Source organism: Actinopolyspora xinjiangensis, assembly GCF_900104475.1.
Lineage (GTDB): Bacteria > Actinomycetota > Actinomycetes > Mycobacteriales > Pseudonocardiaceae > Actinopolyspora > Actinopolyspora xinjiangensis.
This window is the reverse complement of the sequence record NZ_FNJR01000003.1, coordinates 396354-413450: the sequence shown is the minus strand read 5'-3', so window position 1 is coordinate 413450 and position 17097 is coordinate 396354. Positions and strand designations below refer to the sequence as shown.

General features: G+C 67.4%; 12 protein-coding genes. 8 read left to right on the top strand and 4 right to left on the bottom strand.

Annotated features, from left to right (window positions below; translation table 11 throughout):
• Positions 1-40: 40 nt before the first annotated feature.
• Complete coding sequence (locus tag BLQ75_RS06810; protein ID WP_092599428.1) at positions 41-826, bottom strand: leucyl/phenylalanyl-tRNA--protein transferase; 786 nt, start codon at positions 824-826, stop codon at positions 41-43.
• A 7-nt stretch (positions 827-833) separates the two neighbouring features.
• The gene (locus BLQ75_RS06805; protein WP_092599425.1) at positions 834-3875 is read right to left on the bottom strand and encodes a non-ribosomal peptide synthetase family protein; all 3042 of its coding nucleotides are present in this window, start codon (positions 3873-3875) and stop codon (positions 834-836) included.
• A 1055-nt stretch (positions 3876-4930) separates the two neighbouring features.
• On the opposite strand from BLQ75_RS06805, the gene BLQ75_RS06800 reads away from it, so the two are divergent.
• The 7 genes from BLQ75_RS06800 (at position 4931) to BLQ75_RS06770 (ending at position 13224) form a co-directional block, all read left to right on the top strand.
• Positions 4931-5677: a lipoate--protein ligase family protein gene (locus BLQ75_RS06800; RefSeq protein WP_092599422.1), complete on the top strand. Its 747-nt coding sequence runs from the start codon at positions 4931-4933 to the stop codon at positions 5675-5677.
• Between the two features lie 241 nt (positions 5678-5918).
• Positions 5919-6926, top strand: a complete 1008-nt coding sequence (locus BLQ75_RS06795; protein WP_092599418.1) for a LacI family DNA-binding transcriptional regulator — start codon at positions 5919-5921, stop codon at positions 6924-6926.
• Between the two features lie 208 nt (positions 6927-7134).
• A complete protein-coding gene (locus tag BLQ75_RS06790; protein ID WP_092599415.1) occupies positions 7135-8421 on the top strand; it encodes an ABC transporter substrate-binding protein in 1287 nt (428 codons plus the stop codon).
• Between the two features lie 77 nt (positions 8422-8498).
• A complete protein-coding gene (locus BLQ75_RS06785; RefSeq protein ID WP_092599722.1) occupies positions 8499-9533 on the top strand; it encodes a carbohydrate ABC transporter permease in 1035 nt (344 codons plus the stop codon).
• Positions 9530-10396: a carbohydrate ABC transporter permease gene (locus BLQ75_RS06780; protein WP_092599412.1), complete on the top strand. Its 867-nt coding sequence runs from the start codon at positions 9530-9532 to the stop codon at positions 10394-10396. Before BLQ75_RS06785 ends, BLQ75_RS06780 begins: the two co-directional genes overlap by 4 nt.
• A 64-nt stretch (positions 10397-10460) precedes the next feature.
• Positions 10461-12116, top strand: coding sequence for a glycoside hydrolase family 13 protein (locus BLQ75_RS06775; RefSeq protein ID WP_211481200.1), 1656 nt, complete (start codon positions 10461-10463; stop codon positions 12114-12116).
• Between the two features lie 28 nt (positions 12117-12144).
• Positions 12145-13224 carry an ABC transporter ATP-binding protein gene (locus tag BLQ75_RS06770; protein ID WP_092599716.1) on the top strand — a complete coding sequence of 360 codons (1080 nt, stop codon included), beginning with the start codon at positions 12145-12147 and terminating at the stop codon, positions 13222-13224.
• Between the two features lie 86 nt (positions 13225-13310).
• On the opposite strand, the gene BLQ75_RS06765 is transcribed toward BLQ75_RS06770, so the two are convergent.
• Together BLQ75_RS06765 and BLQ75_RS06760 are read right to left on the bottom strand one after the other, a co-directional pair.
• A complete protein-coding gene (locus BLQ75_RS06765) occupies positions 13311-14399 on the bottom strand; it encodes an endo-1,4-beta-xylanase (protein WP_092599409.1) in 1089 nt (362 codons plus the stop codon).
• A gap of 220 nt (positions 14400-14619) precedes the next feature.
• Complete coding sequence (locus BLQ75_RS06760) at positions 14620-15312, bottom strand: glycoside hydrolase family 11 protein (protein WP_092599406.1); 693 nt, start codon at positions 15310-15312, stop codon at positions 14620-14622.
• A 427-nt stretch (positions 15313-15739) separates the two neighbouring features.
• Here BLQ75_RS06760 and BLQ75_RS06755 point away from each other — a divergent pair, with 427 nt between their 5' ends.
• Positions 15740-16453: a polysaccharide deacetylase family protein gene (locus BLQ75_RS06755; protein WP_092599402.1), complete on the top strand. Its 714-nt coding sequence runs from the start codon at positions 15740-15742 to the stop codon at positions 16451-16453.
• Positions 16454-17097 lie beyond the last annotated feature (644 nt).

The window sequence follows — 17097 nt, the reverse complement described above, 5'->3', positions numbered from 1 at the left end:
GGCTTCTCCTACGGCGGTGTCGGGGAGAACCTCTTCGGGGTCAGTCGGCCAGGCGATGAGCGGGCAGCGCTCCGGTCGGGACAGCCGCGCCTTCGGTGGTGGAGCGGAGTAGTTCGAGGTAGCGCGGACGGGGAGTGGGGCGGGCGCCGAGGAGTCTGGCGTGCTCGCTGTCGTACTGAACGTCGACAGCGGTTCCCCCCGCCTCGGCGAAGCGACGCGTCAGGTCGGTGACGGCGACCTTTCCGGCGCCGCTGCGGCGGGTGAACTGCGAGTCCGCGCTGAACACCGCTCCGACCCGTACGCCGAACGTGCCGCCGATGAGCTCGGCCCCGTCCCAGACCTCGACGCTGTGGGCGTGTCCGTCCTCGTGGAGTCGGCACAGGCCGTTCAGCAGCTCGTCGGTCAGCCACTGCCGTTCACGGCCCTCGCGGGACCGGGTGGCGACCTCCTCGAAGCGCACGTCGACCGTGGTGGTCCAGTTCGTCGTCCGGCGCAGCTGTTGGCGCAGGCTGCGCCGCACGCGGGCCCGGGTAACGGGGATGAGCGGGCGAGGATCGGGGGAGCACCAGGCCAGGGAATAGGGTTCCTCGGCTCCCGGGACGAGTTTCACCCTGCCCGTCGCCACGTCGGACTCGTAGCTCATCTCGTTGAACAGTCGGTGCTCGACCGTCTCGGCCGGGAAGGGGTACAGCCCTCGCCGGTAGGCGGCGAGCAGGTTGTGGGGGCGCAGGTCACCGCCGAACGCCACGGGGCCGTCGGAGGGAGCGTCCGTCAGGTCCACCGTCGACCAGGGCGATTCGGACCGGGACGAGACCGTGTTCGTCATACCAGCCTCACAGGAAGTCGATGGCGGTCAGATGCCGGATGTAGCGGTCGAGCATCTCGCCGTCCACCGGCGGGATCGTGATTCCGCTGCCTTGCAGCGCCTTCTCCACGTTGTTCCTGGAGAAGGTGGGGAAGGTCGTTTCCAGGTACATCTCCGCCACGCTCATCGCCGCGGTGGAGCACCGGTCGATGAACAGCGGGGCGAAGGGGGTCATGGGGTGCTCGGGCTGCTCCACCGCGACCTCGACGATCCGTTCCACCCACTCGTTCCACGACACGGTCCTGACGTCGTGACCGTGGGATCGCAGTCGCTCGACGAGCAGGGAGATGTTCGCCTTGCCCGGGTTGGTGAGGTGGTAGACCTCGCCGCCCGGTGGTCCGCTGGAGGCGATGTGGGACACCGCGGCCGCGAAGCGGTCGACCGGCGTGTAGTCGAGGGGAAGCTCGGCGACGGGTGCGGTGCCCGTGTCGACGATGAACTTCTTCATCGCGCACATCTCGGTCGTCGTGTTCCAGACCCCCGTCGCACTGTCCCCCGAGATGTCGGCCGCCCGGTACACGGCGACCGGAAGTCCCCGTCGTGCGGCTTTCCGCAGCAGTTCCTCGGCGACCCACTTGCTCTCGACGTAGCCGACCGACAGGTGGTCCACGTGGTCGGCGGGGGTCTCCTCGGTGACGTGACCGACCCCCGCGGTGCCGAAGCCCGAGATCACCGCCATGGTCGATGTGTAGTGCACCGGTGCGTTGCGGTACCTGGCCGCCATGCGGATGATCTCGCGGGTGCCCTCGACGTTGGCCGCGCGCATGTGCGTGTAGGGGTAGATGAAGTTGACGAGCCCGCCCGGGTGGTGGATCACGTCGACCAGCCGGGAGAGCCGGTCGAACTGCTCCTCGGACAGGCCAAGCCGTTCTTCGGCCAGATCGCCCGGTACCGCCCGGATGCGCTCGTTCCGCCGGTACTCGTCCAGCTCGTGGCCGAAGTAGTGCCGTGCGTTCGCCCGCAGGCGTTCCATCGCCCGGTCGGGGTCGTCGGCCCTGACCAGGCAGTGGACCGTCGCGTCGGTGGTGGTCAGCAGTTCGCGCAGGAGGTATATGCCGAGGAAACCGGTCGCTCCGGTGAGCAGGATGTTGGCGGGGTTCTTCCAGTCGGCCGGATCGGGAGGTGAGTCGCCGACGGGGACGTTCAGCGCCGTCTCGGTATCGAAATCGACACTCTCCGCGTCGACGGAGAACGTTCCGGCCCTGGCCGACTCGACGGCGGCGGCGAAGCCGCGCAGCGTCGCACCGTCGAGCAGTGACCGGATCAACGGTCGCACCTGGGTGATCATGATCCCCAGTGAGGCCCGGACCTTGGCCAGCAGCTCGGCGGCTCTGATCGAGTTTCCGCCCAGCTCGAAGAATCCGTCGTCGGGGGCCACGTGCTCCAGGCCGAGGACCTGTCGCCACATCTCCGCCACGGCCCGTTCCACGAGCCCCACGGCCGGGTCCGAGTCGTCGGCCCGTTCCTTCGAACGCGGCTCGGCCGTTCGTTCGGGAGGTGGCAGGGCCGCCACGTCCACTTTGCCGTTGTCCTTCAGCGGCATCTCGGCGAGCCGGACGAACGTCGCCGGGATCATGTAGCCGGGCAGCCACTCGTTGACGTGGGAGCGCAGCTCTCGGGTGCCGAGCGGTGGCGCATCCTCCTCGGCCGGGACGTAGTACGCCGCGATCTCCGTCTCGCCGTCGCGGTCGTAGGGCTCCACCGCCGCGTCCGCGATCATCTCGTGCGCGGTGAGAGCGGCCTCGATCTCGGCCGGTTCGACTCGGAACCCGCGTACCTTGAGCTGGCGGTCGGCCCGACCGAGAATTTCCAGGTTTCCGTCGTGCGTCCAGCTTCCGAGGTCGCCGGTGCGGTACATCCGCGTGTCGCCCCGCTCGGCCCAGGGGTCAGGCCGGAAGCGTGAGTGGTCAGCGCTTCGCGTGAGGTAACCGAGCGCCACCCCCTGGCCCGAGATGTGGACCTCACCGGCCTGGCCCGGCGGGACGGGACGCGCGTGCTCGTCGAGGACGTGTACGACGGTGCCCGGTAACGGGCGGCCGGCCGGGGCCGAGCCGCTCTCGGGAAGCGTACCGGTGGTGATCTCCATCGTGCAGGAGGTGATCGTCGTTTCGGTCAGACCGTAGGCGTTGACGAGCCGGGAGTTCGGCATCAGACGCAGCGCGGTTCGGCAGTCCTGCGCGTGGACCGCGCTTCCTCCCACGATCGTCAGTCGCACCGGCGGTTCGGTCGGCGTGGTGGCCAGTTCGGCCAGGAAGGCGCGCCAGTACGACGGGGTCAGGTCCATCACCGACACCCGGTGTCTGGTCAGCTCCAGCGGCAGTTCGCCGGGAGGCCAGACATCGTCCGGCAGTACCAGCGTCGCCCCGTTCAGCAGGGTGTTGAGAATCTGCTCGATGGAGGTGTCGAAAGTGATCGAGGCGAACTGCAGCACCCGGTCGTCCGGGGTTATGCCGTATCGCCGGTTGATCTCGTCCAGGAGGTAGCGGAGGGAGGCGTGAGCGACCCTTATCCCCTTGGGGGCGCCGGTCGATCCCGAGGTGTAGATCGTGTAAGCGCAGTCGGTCTCCGCGAGGGGGACCTCGGGAGGAGTGTCGGGAAGCGCGAGGGACGGATCTCGTCCGGATTCCGGCTCCAGGAGAACGAGACTGTGCTCGGCGAGGTGGGGAACGTTTCCGGCGCCCGTGATGACGGCTCCGCAGCCGGTTTCCCCGATGAGTGTCGCGATGCGGTGGTCGGGGACGCCCGGATCGACCGGGAGGTAGCTCGCGCCGGCCTTCAGCGTGGCCAGCAGCGAGACGACGACGTCGATCGACCGCTCCATGTGGACCATGACGGTCGATCCGGGGCCGATGCCGTGGATCCGTAATCGGTGGGAGAGGTGATTCGACCGCCTTTCGAGCTCGGCGTAGCTGATCCGTCGGTCGCCCTGTTCCACGGCGACGGCTTCGGGGCGCAGGGCGGCGCGGTGGGAGAAGCGCTCGTGCACGAGTGTTTTCCCGTTGTTGTCCATCTGGGACCTCGATTCGTTCCGGACGGCACGACCGGTCGGGAGCCGTCGTTTCCGGGAGCCGATGTTCGACGCGTTTTCGCCGAAGCTGGAAGCGGATCGGCGCGTACGCGGGGTTCTGGTTCGGCCGGAAAGGAGACGAATGCCCTCTCCGGGTGATCGCTGTGCGATCTTTTCTTCGAGTCCTGCCGGGTGGTTGTTCACGAATTCGGCCGGTGCCGCTTGTTTCGTGTTTCCGTCGGGGAGTTATGCGGAAAGGACCGTCCTCGGTCGGAAGAATTCCGCTCGGTGTGGTGAGGAGGTCCGAGTCGGTGTCTTCGGAAACGTCCCGTCGGGGGAACGCGGTTCCGGCGCCGGGAGGGAGGTGTGGCGGGGACGCGGGCTCACGCGCACTGGACCGGCGGCGGGGACGCATCGCGTCGTGGATCTCGTCGGTGGAGGTCTGCGAATTCGGTGGTTCGCCGCGGCCGACGGGGGTGGCTTTCGGGCGGCGGCCGAGCGCCGCCGCGCGGTGGTTCGTTCGAGGGGGCGGTCCTCAGCGGTGTGGCCTTGTGAAGAGTCCAACTCGATCGCTTCCCCAGGAATAGGTGGTCAGGGTTCGTCGCTGATGACCGAACAGGGGGATCTCGCGTTCTCGAACGGTCGTCAGCTGCACGAAGAATCTAACCCCGAAAACCGGACGAATTCAACTCGAATATTATAACGAAAATATAACGGCAAATATTCTGAAGATGCGTCCGGAATTGTCAGATTTTGGTTATGTCTATTGCGTCGGAGCGGCGTGCTTGTTACGTGGATTCGTCCGTCGTGGATCGGCGGGTCCGAGGCGCTTCTCGGGTGGGTGGGGCGTCGTGGATCGGCGGCGCGCTGAGGTGCCGTGAGGGCGGCTCGCGGGTGGCGGCTCCGGGGCGGTCCTCTGGCGAGATCGGTGTCGCGCCGAACTCACTCCCCGTTCGCGAAGCTCGGGGCCGCTCGTGCGGCCGTGAGTCCGTACCACCGGCTGGGTCCCCGTGACCTGTCACGGCCGTCCTGCGGGGGGCGTTGCGTAGGCTTGATGTGTGGAGCTGTATCGGGAAGCGCTCGGGGTGGGCGCGGACCAGGCGTTCGAGGTCGCGCTGGCACACGCCTTCGTGCGCCGAGCCGGTGACGGGGCGGGCGGTTCGGTACTGCGGGTGTACCGTCCCACGGCTCCCACCGTCGCCTTCGGCCGCCGCGACACGTCGCGGCCCGGCTTCCGCGAGGCGGTCGGCCTGGTTCGGGAGGCCGGGTTCACGCCGGTCGTGCGTGCTCCGGGAGGACGTGCGGTCGCCTACACCGAGGACTCACTGGTGGTCGATCACATCGCGGCCGAGGAGGACTCGCTGGCCGGGATGGACGCCAGGTTCACCGGCTACGCGGAGATGTGGGCCGGGTTGTTGGCCGAGTACGGAGTCGACGCGCGGGTCGGTGCCGTTCCGGGCGAGTATTGCCCGGGAGCCCACAGCGTGAACGCCAGGGGGAGGGTCAAGCTCGTCGGCACCGCGCAGCGGATTCTGCGGCGTGCCTGGCTGTTCAGTGCCGTGGCCGTCTTCGACGGCGCCGAGGTGTTGCGTCCACTGCTCGCCGAGGTCTACCGAGCGCTGGGACTCGACTTCGACGGTGATTCGGTCGGTTCGATACGTGCTGAGGCTCCCGCGCTCGACCTCGACGCCTTCGAGAGCGGGCTTATCGGTCGTTACGAGCGCCGTTTCGGTCTCGCGCCGGCGAACTTGGACGAGTCCGTGTTGACCGTGGCACGTGACCTGGTCGACGACCACCGGCTCTGAGCGTCACCCGTTCGGCCGTGCCGGTGGTGAATAACCGTCGGCGGTGCCGCATCGTTGCCCGTTCGCATGGTTCGCGACTCCCGCGCGTGCCTTGATTGCAAACGCTTGCGTTGTCATATCCGCAGCTCACAAGCTTTATCGGAAAAAATCTTCACTCGATCTACGTAAACGCTTGTGTTGCGTTGTGGGTCACATTTAGTCTTCCGGATCAACCGAGGACAGCAACGTGACAGGGAGCACAATGGCCACGATCGAGGAGGTCGCACGAGCGGCCGGTGTGTCCACGGCGACAGTCTCCCGGGCGTTGCGGGAACAATCCGGGGTGTCCGAACGAACCCGGCAACGGGTGCGCACCGTTGCCGAGGAGCTGGACTACTCCATCTCCAGATCGGCCTCCGGCCTGGCCACCGGACGGACGCGGCGTATCGGGGTGCTGGTGCCCTACGTCTCGCGCTGGTTCTTCGGGCAGGTGCTGGCCGGTGCCGAGGAGGTGCTGCGCTCGGCGGGCTACGACCTGATGCTCTACGTGGTGGGGGACCGGGAAGGTCGCGAGCGGTTCTTCCGAGAGCTCCCGGTGCGCCGCAGTGTCGACGCCGTGCTGGTGCTGACTCTTTCGTTGCGCGAGAGGGAGGCCGACCGGCTGCGTGAACTCGGTGTCCCGTTGGGATTCGTGGGCGGCAGGATGGACGGCTTCAACTCGGTGTGGATCGACGATTACGGCGGTGGCATGCTCGCCGTGCGGCACCTGCTCAACCAGGGGCATCGGGACATCGCGTTGATCCACGGTGGCGCGCCCGACTCGTTGAACCTGCCCGCCCCGCACGAGCGCTGCACCGCATTCCGGGACGCGATGGCCGAGTACGGCGTGCCGGTCCGGGAGAGCTGGTTGTGCACCGGTGACTTCTCCGTTTCGGGGGGAAGACGGGCCATGAACCGGATACTCGCCGACGAGCTGCGTCCGACGGCGGTTTTCGCCATGTCGGACGAAATGGCTTTCGGCGCGTTGCACGCGTTGCGCGACCACAAGCTCTCGGTGCCGCGGGAAATGGTGATAGTGGGATTCGACGGGCACGAGATGGCCGAGTGCTCCGGGCTGTCCACTGTGGTGCAGCCGGTACACGAGGAGGGTGCAGCGGCGGCGAGGCTGCTGTTGGAACAGCTCGAACAGGGCGGCGCCGAGACCCGTGACGTGGTGCTGCCCACGGAACTGGTGGTGCGCTCGTCGACCACCGGTCACGATTCCATGTGATTCTGACTCCCGAGGGCGCCGTACGGCGCCCTCGGGAACTGGCGAAAGCCCGAACCGCTGGGCGGTCGCGGTGTGATCGCAGTGGGGCGAATTCCCGAAACGAGTTCGGCCGTTCGGCCGTAGATTGTTGGTTCCGATGATTTCGGGACGCAACGTGCGAGCGGAATCCGTCGTGAGTTTTTGATCGATTCGATTCGAGGAGATCGGTATGAAGCCATTACGCTGGAGAGCCGCATCCGTGGCGGCGATCGTGGCTCTCGCCGTCGCGGGCTGTGGCGGCGGCGGTGGTGATTCGTCGGCGTCGAGCGAGATCAGCGGTCGAGGTCCCATCACCTTCGCCACCGGCAAGGATGTGACCGGAGCCGTCACCCAGGCCGTCGAGACGTGGAACGACTCCCACCCCGAGCAGCGGGTCCGGCTGATCGAGCTGCCCGCCGACGGGGACCAGCAGCGCCAGCAGATGGTGCAGAACGCCCAGACCGAATCGGGTGCTTTCACGGTCCTCGATCTGGACAACGTCTGGAACGCCGAGTTCGCCGCGAATCGGTGGGTCGTCGAACTGCCGAGGAAGGAGTTCGACTTCTCGCCGTTCCTGGAATCCGCGATGAAAACGGCCGAGTACCGCGGCAAGCTCTTCTCCGTGCCCGCCTACTCCGACGGTGGCCTGCTGTACTACCGGAAGGACCTGCTCGGCGAGGTCGGCGCCGAGCCACCGACGACGCGCGAGGAAATGCGCGAGATATGCGCCGAGGTGCTGAAACTCCCGGCCGCCGAGGGGATGTCCTGCTACGCGGGCCAGCACGCCAAGTACGAGGGGCTGACGGTCAACTTCGCCGAGGCCGTGCACGGCGCGGGCGGGCGGATCGTCGATGACCGGGGACAACCCACGGTGGACTCGCCGGAGGCGCTGCGCGGACTCGAAACCATGGTCGAGGGCTTCCGTTCCGGCACGATCCCGCGCGCGGCGATCGCCTACAAGGAGCAGCCGAACAAGCGCGCGTTCATCGGCGGTGAACTCGTCTTCAGCCGCAACTGGCCGTTCATGTGGTCGCAGGCCAACGCCGACGACGGTTCGTCGAAGGTCGCGGGCGATTTCGGGGTCGCACCGTTGCCCGGAATCACCGGCAAGGGCGTGTCCAGCCTCGGTGGGCACAATCTCGCGATCTCGTCCTTCGCGGAGAACAAGGCCACCGCCCTGGACTTCATCAAGTTCTACACCTCGAAGAAGCAGCAGCGGCAGCGTTTGGTCAAGGGGTCGCTGGCGCCCACTCGCAGCGCCCTCTACGACGACCCGGAACTGCGGGAGAAGTACCCGTACCTGGACACCCTGAAGAAGTCCATCGAGAGTGCCGAGCCGCGCCCGCGTGTGGTCAACTACGGCGACGTCACGCTGGCCATCCAGGACGAGGTCTACGCCGCGCTCAAGGGGGACAAGCAGCCGCGACAGGCGTTGAGCGACCTGCAACGCAGGCTGGAAAAGCTGATCGAGCGGTGATCCACGCCTTCGCGACCCACCCCGGCGGGCGGATTCCGGTCCGCCCGCCGGGTGACGGGAGAGGGGAGTCCATGTCGATGACGACCGATGCTTCGACGAACTCGGCCGCCGAGGCGGGCAAACCGGGGAGCGGTCCCCCGGGATCGCCGGGGAGACGAAGGTCGGGCTCCGCGGCGGGCACGGCCAGGTTGGCCTCGGCGCTGGTCTCGCCGACGCTGCTGGTGCTGGCCGTGGTGGTGATGTATCCGATACTGGCCGCGCTGTACCAGTCGCTGTTCGTCTCCGGGCAGCGGCTCGACGCACAGGGGTTCGTAGTCGAGGGGCGGGAATTCGTCGGGCTGGGAACCTACGCGGACATCCTGTTCGGCCCGGCGGCCGAACGATTCTGGAACGCCTTCTGGAACACCACCTTCTTCACGGTGGTCACGGTCACGTTGGAGGCCGTGCTGGGGATGGCCATGGCCCTGGTGATGCACCAGGCCTTCCGGGGACGCGGGCTGGTGCGCGCGAGCGTGCTCGTGCCGTGGGCGATCCCGACCGCGGTTTCCGCGCTGCTGTGGCGGTGGATCTTCGCGCCGGACGGGGTGGCGAACGCGGTGCTGGGCCACCAGGTGCTGTGGAGCTCGCAGGCCCTCGCCTCGAAGATCGCCGTGATCACCGCCGAGGTCTGGAAGACGGCCCCGTTCGTGGGTCTGCTGGTGTTGGCGGGGTTGCAGGTCATCTCCCGCGAGGTGCACGAGGCGGCCACTGTGGACGGTGCCGGGGCCTGGCGGCGCTTCTGGCACATCACGCTGCCGCTGGTGAAACCGGCCCTGGTGGTGGCGGTGCTGTTCCGGATGCTCGATGCGCTGCGCATGTTCGACCTGCCGTTCATTCTGATCGGTCAGCAGAAGGACTCGGTGGAGACGTTGTCCATGCTGGCCTTCTCCGAAGCGACGAACGTGCACTACGGCCCGGCCGCCGCCTACGCCACCCTGCTGTTCGCCTACGTCGCACTGATCGCGTTCGTGTTCGTCAAGTTGCTCGGCGCGGACGTGATCGGTGAGGTGCGTTCGCAGGTTCCCAGGAGAGGCGGAATTCGTTCGCGGCGCGGAAAGGGGAGTGCCCGATGACCACGGCGACCGAGACGGCACGTCGAACCACGCGCCGCCGCTTCGATGCCAGGAAGTGGCTTCCGGTGCTGGGCGTGGCAGGCATCGTGCTGTACTGCCTGGCCCCCTTCTACTGGATGGTGGTCACCGCGTTCCGCAGACCCGCCGACCAGTACGACCTGAGCCCGCTGCCACGCACCTGGTCGGTGGAGAACTTCCGGGCCGTGTTCGAACCCGGCACCGGATTCGGCCGAGCCCTGCTGAACAGTTTGATCGTGGCGTCGACGACCACCGTCCTGACGCTGGTCATCGGCACCTCGACGGCCTACGCGCTGGCCAGGCTGGCCTTCCGGGGGAAGAACCTGGTGCTGTCGCTGATCATCGCGACCAGCATGTTCCCGGGGATCTCGCTGATCGTCCCGCTGCTTCGGCTGTTCACCGACATCGGCTGGATCAACACCTACCAGGCGATGATCCTGCCCAGCCTGTCGTTCGCGCTTCCGCTCGCGGTGTGGAACCTGACCATGTTCTTCCGGCAGATGCCGCAGGAACTGGAGCAGGCCGCCATGGTGGACGGCTGCACACCCGGCCAGGCGTTTCGCAAGATCATCGTGCCGCTGGCCGCGCCCGGCATGTTCACCACGGCGATCCTGACCTTCATCCTGGCCTGGAACGAGTTCATCATCGCCCTCTCCATGGTCAACGAACGGGAGATGCAGACCGTCACCGTGGCGATCTCGAAGTTCACCGGCGCCACGCAGTACGACCAGCCCTTCGGCACCCAGATGGCCGCCGGGGTCATCGTCACGATCCCACTGGTCATCGGGGTGCTCATTTTCCAGCGAAGGATCATCGCCGGTCTCACCTCCGGCGGTTTGAAGTAGCACCAGCCGGTCACGCGCGACTCGGCGTGACCGCTCAGGTCCGAAGTCATCGAAGGAGCGCGCTTTGCGGAACTCGTCCGACTCCCCAGCCACGCCCTGGTGGCGCGACGCGGTGATCTACCAGATCTACATCCGCAGTTTCGCCGACGGCGACGGGGACGGCATGGGAGACATCGAGGGGATCCGTTCGAGGTTGCCCTACTTGCGGGAGCTGGGCATCGACGCCATCTGGATCACGCCCTGGTACGTCTCACCCCAGGCCGACGCCGGTTACGACGTCGCCGACTTCCGCGACATCGACCCCCGCTTCGGCACGCTCGCCGAGGCCGAGAAGCTGATCATCGAGGCCCACGAGCACGACATCCGGGTCATCCCCGACATCGTGCCCAACCACACCTCCGACCAGCACGAGTGGTTCCGCGCCGCGCTGGCGGCTGGTCCGGCAAGCGCCGAGCGCGCCCGCTACGTCTTCCGACCGGGGCGCGGCGAGCACGGCGAGCACCCACCCAACAACTGGGTCTCCCGGTTCGGCGGCCCCGCGTGGACCCGGGTGACCGAACCGGACGGCACGCCGGGGGAGTGGTACCTGCACCTGTTCGCCCCCGAGCAGCCGGACCTGAACTGGGACCACCCGGAGGTTCGCGCGGAGTTCGAGGACATCCTCCGGTTCTGGTTCGACCGCGGCGTGGACGGTTTCCGGATCGACGTGGCCCACGGGCTGGTCAAGGACGCCGAACTGCCGGACGCGATCTCCAGCGACAACACGCGGGGCTATCCGGACGGCCAGCACCCGCACTGGGACCGCGACGAGGTGCACGAGATCTACCGGCGGTGGCGCGCGATCGCCGAGGAGTACCCGGGGGAGCGCAAGTTCGTGGCCGAGGCGGGAGCCGACAGCCCGCACCGGTTGGCCAACTACGTCCGTCCCGAGAGGCTGCACACCGCCTTCAACTTCGAGTTCCTCCGGTGCCGCTGGGACGCCCGGGAGCTGCGCGAGACCGTCGAGTCCACCACATCGACCCTCGGGCGGGTCGGTGCCCCGTCCACCTGGGTGTTGTCCAACCACGACGTGATGCGTCACCTCAGCCGCTACGGCAGACCGCAGCACAAGTGGGAGGCGGGGGAGAACTACCGCGCCGAGGGACCGGTCGACTTGGAGCTGGGAACGCGGCGGGCGCGGGCGGCCGCGCTGCTCATGCTGTCCCTTCCCGGTGGTGCCTACGTGTACCAGGGAGAGGAACTCGGACTGCCGGAGGTCGAGGACATCCCGGAGCGGTTCCTGCAGGACCCGATCTGGGAGCGCACCGGCCACACCGAGCGCGGCCGCGACGGCTGCCGCGTGCCGCTGCCCTGGTCCGGTTCTCGGCCTCCGTTCGGCTTCGGTCCCTCGGAGACGGTCGAGCCCTGGTTGCCGCAACCGGACGACTGGGCCGAGCACACCGTGGAGCACCAGCGGGGGCGGCCCGGCTCGATGCTGGAGCTCTACCGTTCCGCCCTGGCAATCCGCCGGGAGCACCCCGCGCTCGGTGAGGGCGATCTCGTCTGGAACGACTCGCCGGAGGGGGTGCTGTCGTTCAACCGGACTCCCGGTTTCGGCTGCGTGGTGAACCTGTCCACCGAACCGTGCGAACTACCCGACCACGAGCGGGTCCTGCTGGCGAGCGGCGAGCTGGACGGCTCGGCCCTGCCGCCGGACACCGCCGTCTGGTTGGCGCTGTGACCAGCCACCCGCGCGAAAGGGGTCGATGATGGCGACAATCACCTACGACGGGACCACCCGGATCTACCCGGGGGCCGATCACCCGGCGGTCGACGGTCTCGACCTGCACATCGAAGACGGCGAGTTCCTCGTGCTCGTGGGGCCGTCCGGGTGCGGCAAGTCCACCAGCCTGCGGATGCTCGCCGGGTTGGAGGAGGTGGACTCGGGCGCGATCCACATCGGGGAGCGCGAGGTCACCGGTCTCTCGCCGAAGGACCGCGACATCGCCATGGTGTTCCAGAACTACGCGTTGTACCCGCACATGAGCGTCGCTGACAACATGGGGTTCGCGCTCCGGATGGCCAAGACGCCCAAGGCCGAGATCGAACGTCGCGTGAGCGAGGCGGCCAAGCTGCTGGACCTGGAGCCGTACCTGGACCGCAAACCCAGGGCGCTGTCCGGTGGTCAGCGCCAGCGGGTGGCGATGGGGCGCGCGATCGTGCGGCAACCACGGGCCTTCCTGATGGACGAGCCGTTGTCCAACCTGGATGCCAAGCTGCGGGTCTCCACCCGTTCACAGATCGCTTCACTGCAGCGCAGGTTGGGCGTGAGCACGGTTTACGTCACCCACGACCAGGTCGAGGCGATGACCATGGGCGACCGCGTGGCCGTGCTGCACGAGGGTGTGCTGCAGCAGTGCGCGAGTCCTCGGGAGCTCTACGAGCGACCCGCCAACGCGTTCGTGGCGGGGTTCATCGGTTCTCCCCCGATGAACCTGCTCGACTGCGAACTCGACGCCGACGGGGCTCGGGTCGGGGGAAGCGCGATTCCGCTCCCGCCCGCCGTGCGGCAGGAGGTGAGTTCGGGGACGGTCACGCTCGGGTTCCGGCCCGAGGACGTGAGCCTCGTCGGAGCGGAGGAACCGGGGATCTCCACGACCGTCGACCTGGTCGAGGAGCTCGGGGCCGATGTGTACCTGCACTGCGGCCTGCCGGAGGCGCGTGGCGGGGTCGTCGTGCGTGCCGAGCCGCGCTCGGCGCCCGCCCTCGGGGACGCGGTGCGGTTGGGCGTTCGGCCGGAGGCCGTGCACGTGTTCGCGCCGACCACCGGGGAGCGCATCGCGGCGTGAGTCGAGGTGCCGGACTCCGTCGTTTCCGCGTGCACGCGGTGGGGAGCCACACCGTTGACACGGCGGGCGCCCCACGGCGGTGCCGCTCAGATGGAGGGGTTGATCCGGTTGTAGGCGGGCTTCGGGTTCAACGAGTCGTCGAACAGGCAGGCCGCGCCCTGGCCGTCGAACGTGTTGGGGACCCAGGAGTGCCGGTCGGTGTAGCCCCACGTGGTGAACTCCACGCAGCGCGAGACCGCCTCGCAGGCGTTCCAGATCCGCTCGTAGTAGTCGGCCTGGGTGGTGAGTTCGCTGTCGGTGGCGGGCAACGTCATCCGCACGTCGGCCTCGGTGATCGCGACGTCGACGCCGAGGTCGGCGAACCGCTGCAGGTTCGACTGGAAACCGCCGGGGAAGCTGTAGTCGATGGACAGGTGCGTCTGGAAACCGACGCCGTGGATCGGCACGCCCCGCTGCCGCAGCGAGCTCACCAGGTCGTGGATCGCGTTGCTCTTGTCGTTGACCCAGCCGGTGTTGTAGTCGTTGATGTAGAGTTCGGCCGAGGGATCGGCCTGGTGGGCCCAGCGGAAGGCGTCGGCGATCCAGCCGTCGCCCAGCTTCCGCTGGAAGATCGAGTCCCGGCGGGTGCCGTCGGAGTCGAACACCTCGTTGACCACGTCCCAGGCCCGGATCTCGCCCTCGTAGCGGTTCACCACCGTGGTGATGTGGTCTTTGACCGCCGAACGCAGTTCGGAGGCCGAAAGGTTGTCCAGCCAGCCCGGGCGTTGCTTGTGCCAGAGCAGGGTGTGGCCGCGTACGCTGTGGCCGTTCCGCTGGGCGTAGTTCACCACGGAGTCGGCACCGGACCAGTCGTACTGGCCGCGGTTCGGTTCCACGACCGACCACTTCATCGCGTTCTCGGCGGTCACACTGTTGAACTCGCTGGTGAGCACCGATCGGTAGTCGGCCTCGTTCGCGAGCGCCGAGGCGTTCACCGCACTGCCGACGTGGTTGTCGGTGAGATCCTTCAGCGGGGTTCGCGCCGGGGACGGCGCGGCCGTGCCGGAGATCTCCCGCTCGGGAGGCTCGGGCGTGGCCAGTGCCGGGGCCGCCTGCGAGGCGAACAGCCCGGCGCTCGCCGCCAGCACCGCGCCCAGGCGGCCGAGGCGGCAGAGCTTTCCTCTCGTTCTCGGCATTCTCAGTGTTCCTTTCTTCTCAAGGATTTGGAGCGCTCCCAAAAGAGACACGCGAGGTCTTCCCCGCTTCTCGGGGCGCCGGCTCCTTCTCCGGTGAGGGCCGGAAGGGACCGGTGGGCTCGCCGACGCGTCGGCGAGCCCACCGGCGAGCGGTCGTCGAACGAGGAGTGCGTTCGCGTGAGGCCCCTCGTGGACGGCGCCGCGGATACCGGTGAACCCGTCAGCCGCTGACCGTTATGTTGGAGCTGCCGCTGCTCTGGTAGCCCTCCGTCGCGAGGATCATGTAGTGGTCGAAGCTGCCCAGCGTCATACCGGCCCGGGCCCAGGCGTCGAAGTGGTTGCCGGTGGTGATGGTTCCGCCCGTTCTCGGTGACTGCCGGACGCTCCAGAACTGCGGGAAGGTCGCGGTGCCCTCCACGGAGGGAGCGTTGTACCGCATCGTCCGGTAGATGTCGTACGTGCTGCCGTCGCTGTAGACCGTGCCTCTGTGGTCGCTTCCACCGGGACGGTAGGTTCCGTAGTTCTCGACGATGTAGTACTCCACGAGCGGGTTCGAGGTCCACCCGTAGAGGGTCAGATAGCCGTTGCCGGACGGGTAGAAGTTGCCGGAGTAGTACACGTTCCGCCGAGCGCCGTAACTCCACCCCTTGCCGCAGACGAAGTTTCCGCAGTCGGTCCACGAGGTGCTGTAACTGCCCCCGGAGGACAGGGTCATGGAGACCGAGCCACCGCCGTTGGTCCAGAACGAGTAGTAGAATCCGTTGTGGGTTCCGGTCTCGTTCCACGTGATGGTCCTGGCGGCGTAGGCGGTTCCGGGCAGCAGCAGCGCGGACGCGCCCAGCGCCAGTGCGCCCGCGCCGCCGAGGAAGCTCCTGCGGTCGAAGGGAGCGGGGGCAGCATCGTCGGTGTTCATGATTCCTCCTGTCGAGGGGTGAACGGAGTTCGGACAGGGTGACGCGAATCGACGGTCCGTCGGCCGATCGATTCGAGTGAACGATCCCGGACCAACAGTGACCGGGATCTGTCGACAACGAGCAATGTTGGACAGGCCTCCCCCGGTTGTCAATGCTTTCCCCTGACATTCCGGAACTGGAGGATCAGTGCTGGTGGAAGCGCGGTAGGGCGGTTAATACTAAATATGTCCAGATAAAAACAAGTACACTGTGGATTGTGTTTCGAATTAGTTTGTCTTCGTGATCGCGGGGTCGTGTCGGAGTTCGGCGACATGCCTTCGACGAGTTTGACAGCACCTGCGGGTGACCCTATATTCCTCGTATTCCTGGAATTTCCACCGGCTGCTTCCCGGAGCCGCGTGCGGCACACTCCGAAGGGGACCTGTCATGACCGTTCGAGGACATCGGCGCACACCGGGACGACTGCTCGCCGCCCTGCTGGTTCTCGGGCTCTCGCTCGGTGTGACGAGCACCGCGTGGGCAGGGCCCGGCCGAACGGCGAACTCCACCGTGGTGGACTCCACCGGACAACCGGGCCGTACCGTGGCCCTGACCTTCGACGACGGCCCCAACGCGGGGGAGACTTCGCGGCTGCTCGACGTGCTCGGAACCCGCGACGTCAGGGCCGTCTTCTGCCTGTGGGGTCAACACGTGCGACAGCACCCCGATCTGGTGCGTCGGATCGTCGCCGAGGGGCACGTCCTGTGCAACCACACGATGCGGCACGAGAACATGAGCACCTGGTCCCCGCAGGAGATCAGGGCGAACCTGCGTGCCACCAACGAGGTGATCCACGACGTGGTACCCGGGGCCGAGATCCGGTACTTCCGTGCCCCCTACGGTGCGTGGGGGCGGACACCGGAGGTGGCCGCCGACATGGGGATGCAGCCGCTGGGCTGGCGGCTGTCGGTGCGGGACTGGAACCGTCCCGGTACGGACGTGCTCGTCCAGCGGCTGATGAACGGCATCTCGCGGGGCAGTGTCGTGCTGCTGCACGACGGTGGTGGTGAGCGTGCCCAGACGGTGGACGCGGTCTCCCGCGTGATCCCGCGGCTGCGTGGCGAGGGGTGGCGGTTCACGCTTCCCGCTCGCACCGGTTGAGCGAGGCGCGTCCGGATTCACCACCGGCACCGTGCGGCCCGCTCGCGTCGGCGAGTCCGGGCCGCGCGGTGCCGTGTCGCGGTGGGAAGTCGCGCCCGCCCCGAGGTCGAACGGTGACGGACGTCCGGAAATTCATTTTCCGGGTAGATTTCAGCGTTCTTGGGGGGAGCGGTCGTCGAGAGATGACGATTCCCCGTATCGTGACATGAAAAAATCGCGGCAGCGACAACGCCGTCGCGGTGAGAATGATCTGTTCCGTTTTTCGGCGCGTTGAAGTGTTGTCGGTCGCGGTTTCGGAAAGCGAGATATCGCTGGCTCTCGTCCGTCCGATCGCGGTGTTCCCTAGCGTGGAATCGACGGTGTTCTTCGGGATTCATCCGTTCGCGGCGGTGAGTTCCGCTCCGTTCCCAGCTCCTCCTCGCGGATCCCAAATCCTCTTCGTGGAGTCGGTGTAGTCGCGTTCGGTTTCTCCGGGGTGGACGCGCGGCCTGTCCGTCCGTTCGGAGTGGAACAGCGCGCGGAGTCGTGGTGACGGCGGCTCGGTTCGGGCCGTGTGCTCGTCGTGGCACCGGCTAGAGGCGTCACGTGGCCCGTTCCGCGCGGCCGGTGTGGGCCCGAGTTCGTTCTCGGTGGTGGTGGCGTTC

Coding starts and splice junctions, on each gene's coding strand:
- BLQ75_RS06810 (WP_092599428.1), bottom strand. CDS start 826: ATGACGAACACGGTCTCGTCCCGGTCCGAATCGCCCTGGTCGACGGTG.
- BLQ75_RS06780 (WP_092599412.1), top strand. CDS start 9,530: ATGACCACGGCGACCGAGACGGCACGTCGAACCACGCGCCGCCGCTTC.
- BLQ75_RS06790 (WP_092599415.1), top strand. CDS start 7,135: ATGAAGCCATTACGCTGGAGAGCCGCATCCGTGGCGGCGATCGTGGCT.
- BLQ75_RS06805 (WP_092599425.1), bottom strand. CDS start 3,875: ATGGACAACAACGGGAAAACACTCGTGCACGAGCGCTTCTCCCACCGC.
- BLQ75_RS06785 (WP_092599722.1), top strand. CDS start 8,499: ATGACGACCGATGCTTCGACGAACTCGGCCGCCGAGGCGGGCAAACCG.
- BLQ75_RS06760 (WP_092599406.1), bottom strand. CDS start 15,312: ATGAACACCGACGATGCTGCCCCCGCTCCCTTCGACCGCAGGAGCTTC.
- BLQ75_RS06795 (WP_092599418.1), top strand. CDS start 5,919: ATGGCCACGATCGAGGAGGTCGCACGAGCGGCCGGTGTGTCCACGGCG.
- BLQ75_RS06770 (WP_092599716.1), top strand. CDS start 12,145: ATGGCGACAATCACCTACGACGGGACCACCCGGATCTACCCGGGGGCC.
- BLQ75_RS06755 (WP_092599402.1), top strand. CDS start 15,740: ATGACCGTTCGAGGACATCGGCGCACACCGGGACGACTGCTCGCCGCC.
- BLQ75_RS06765 (WP_092599409.1), bottom strand. CDS start 14,399: ATGCCGAGAACGAGAGGAAAGCTCTGCCGCCTCGGCCGCCTGGGCGCG.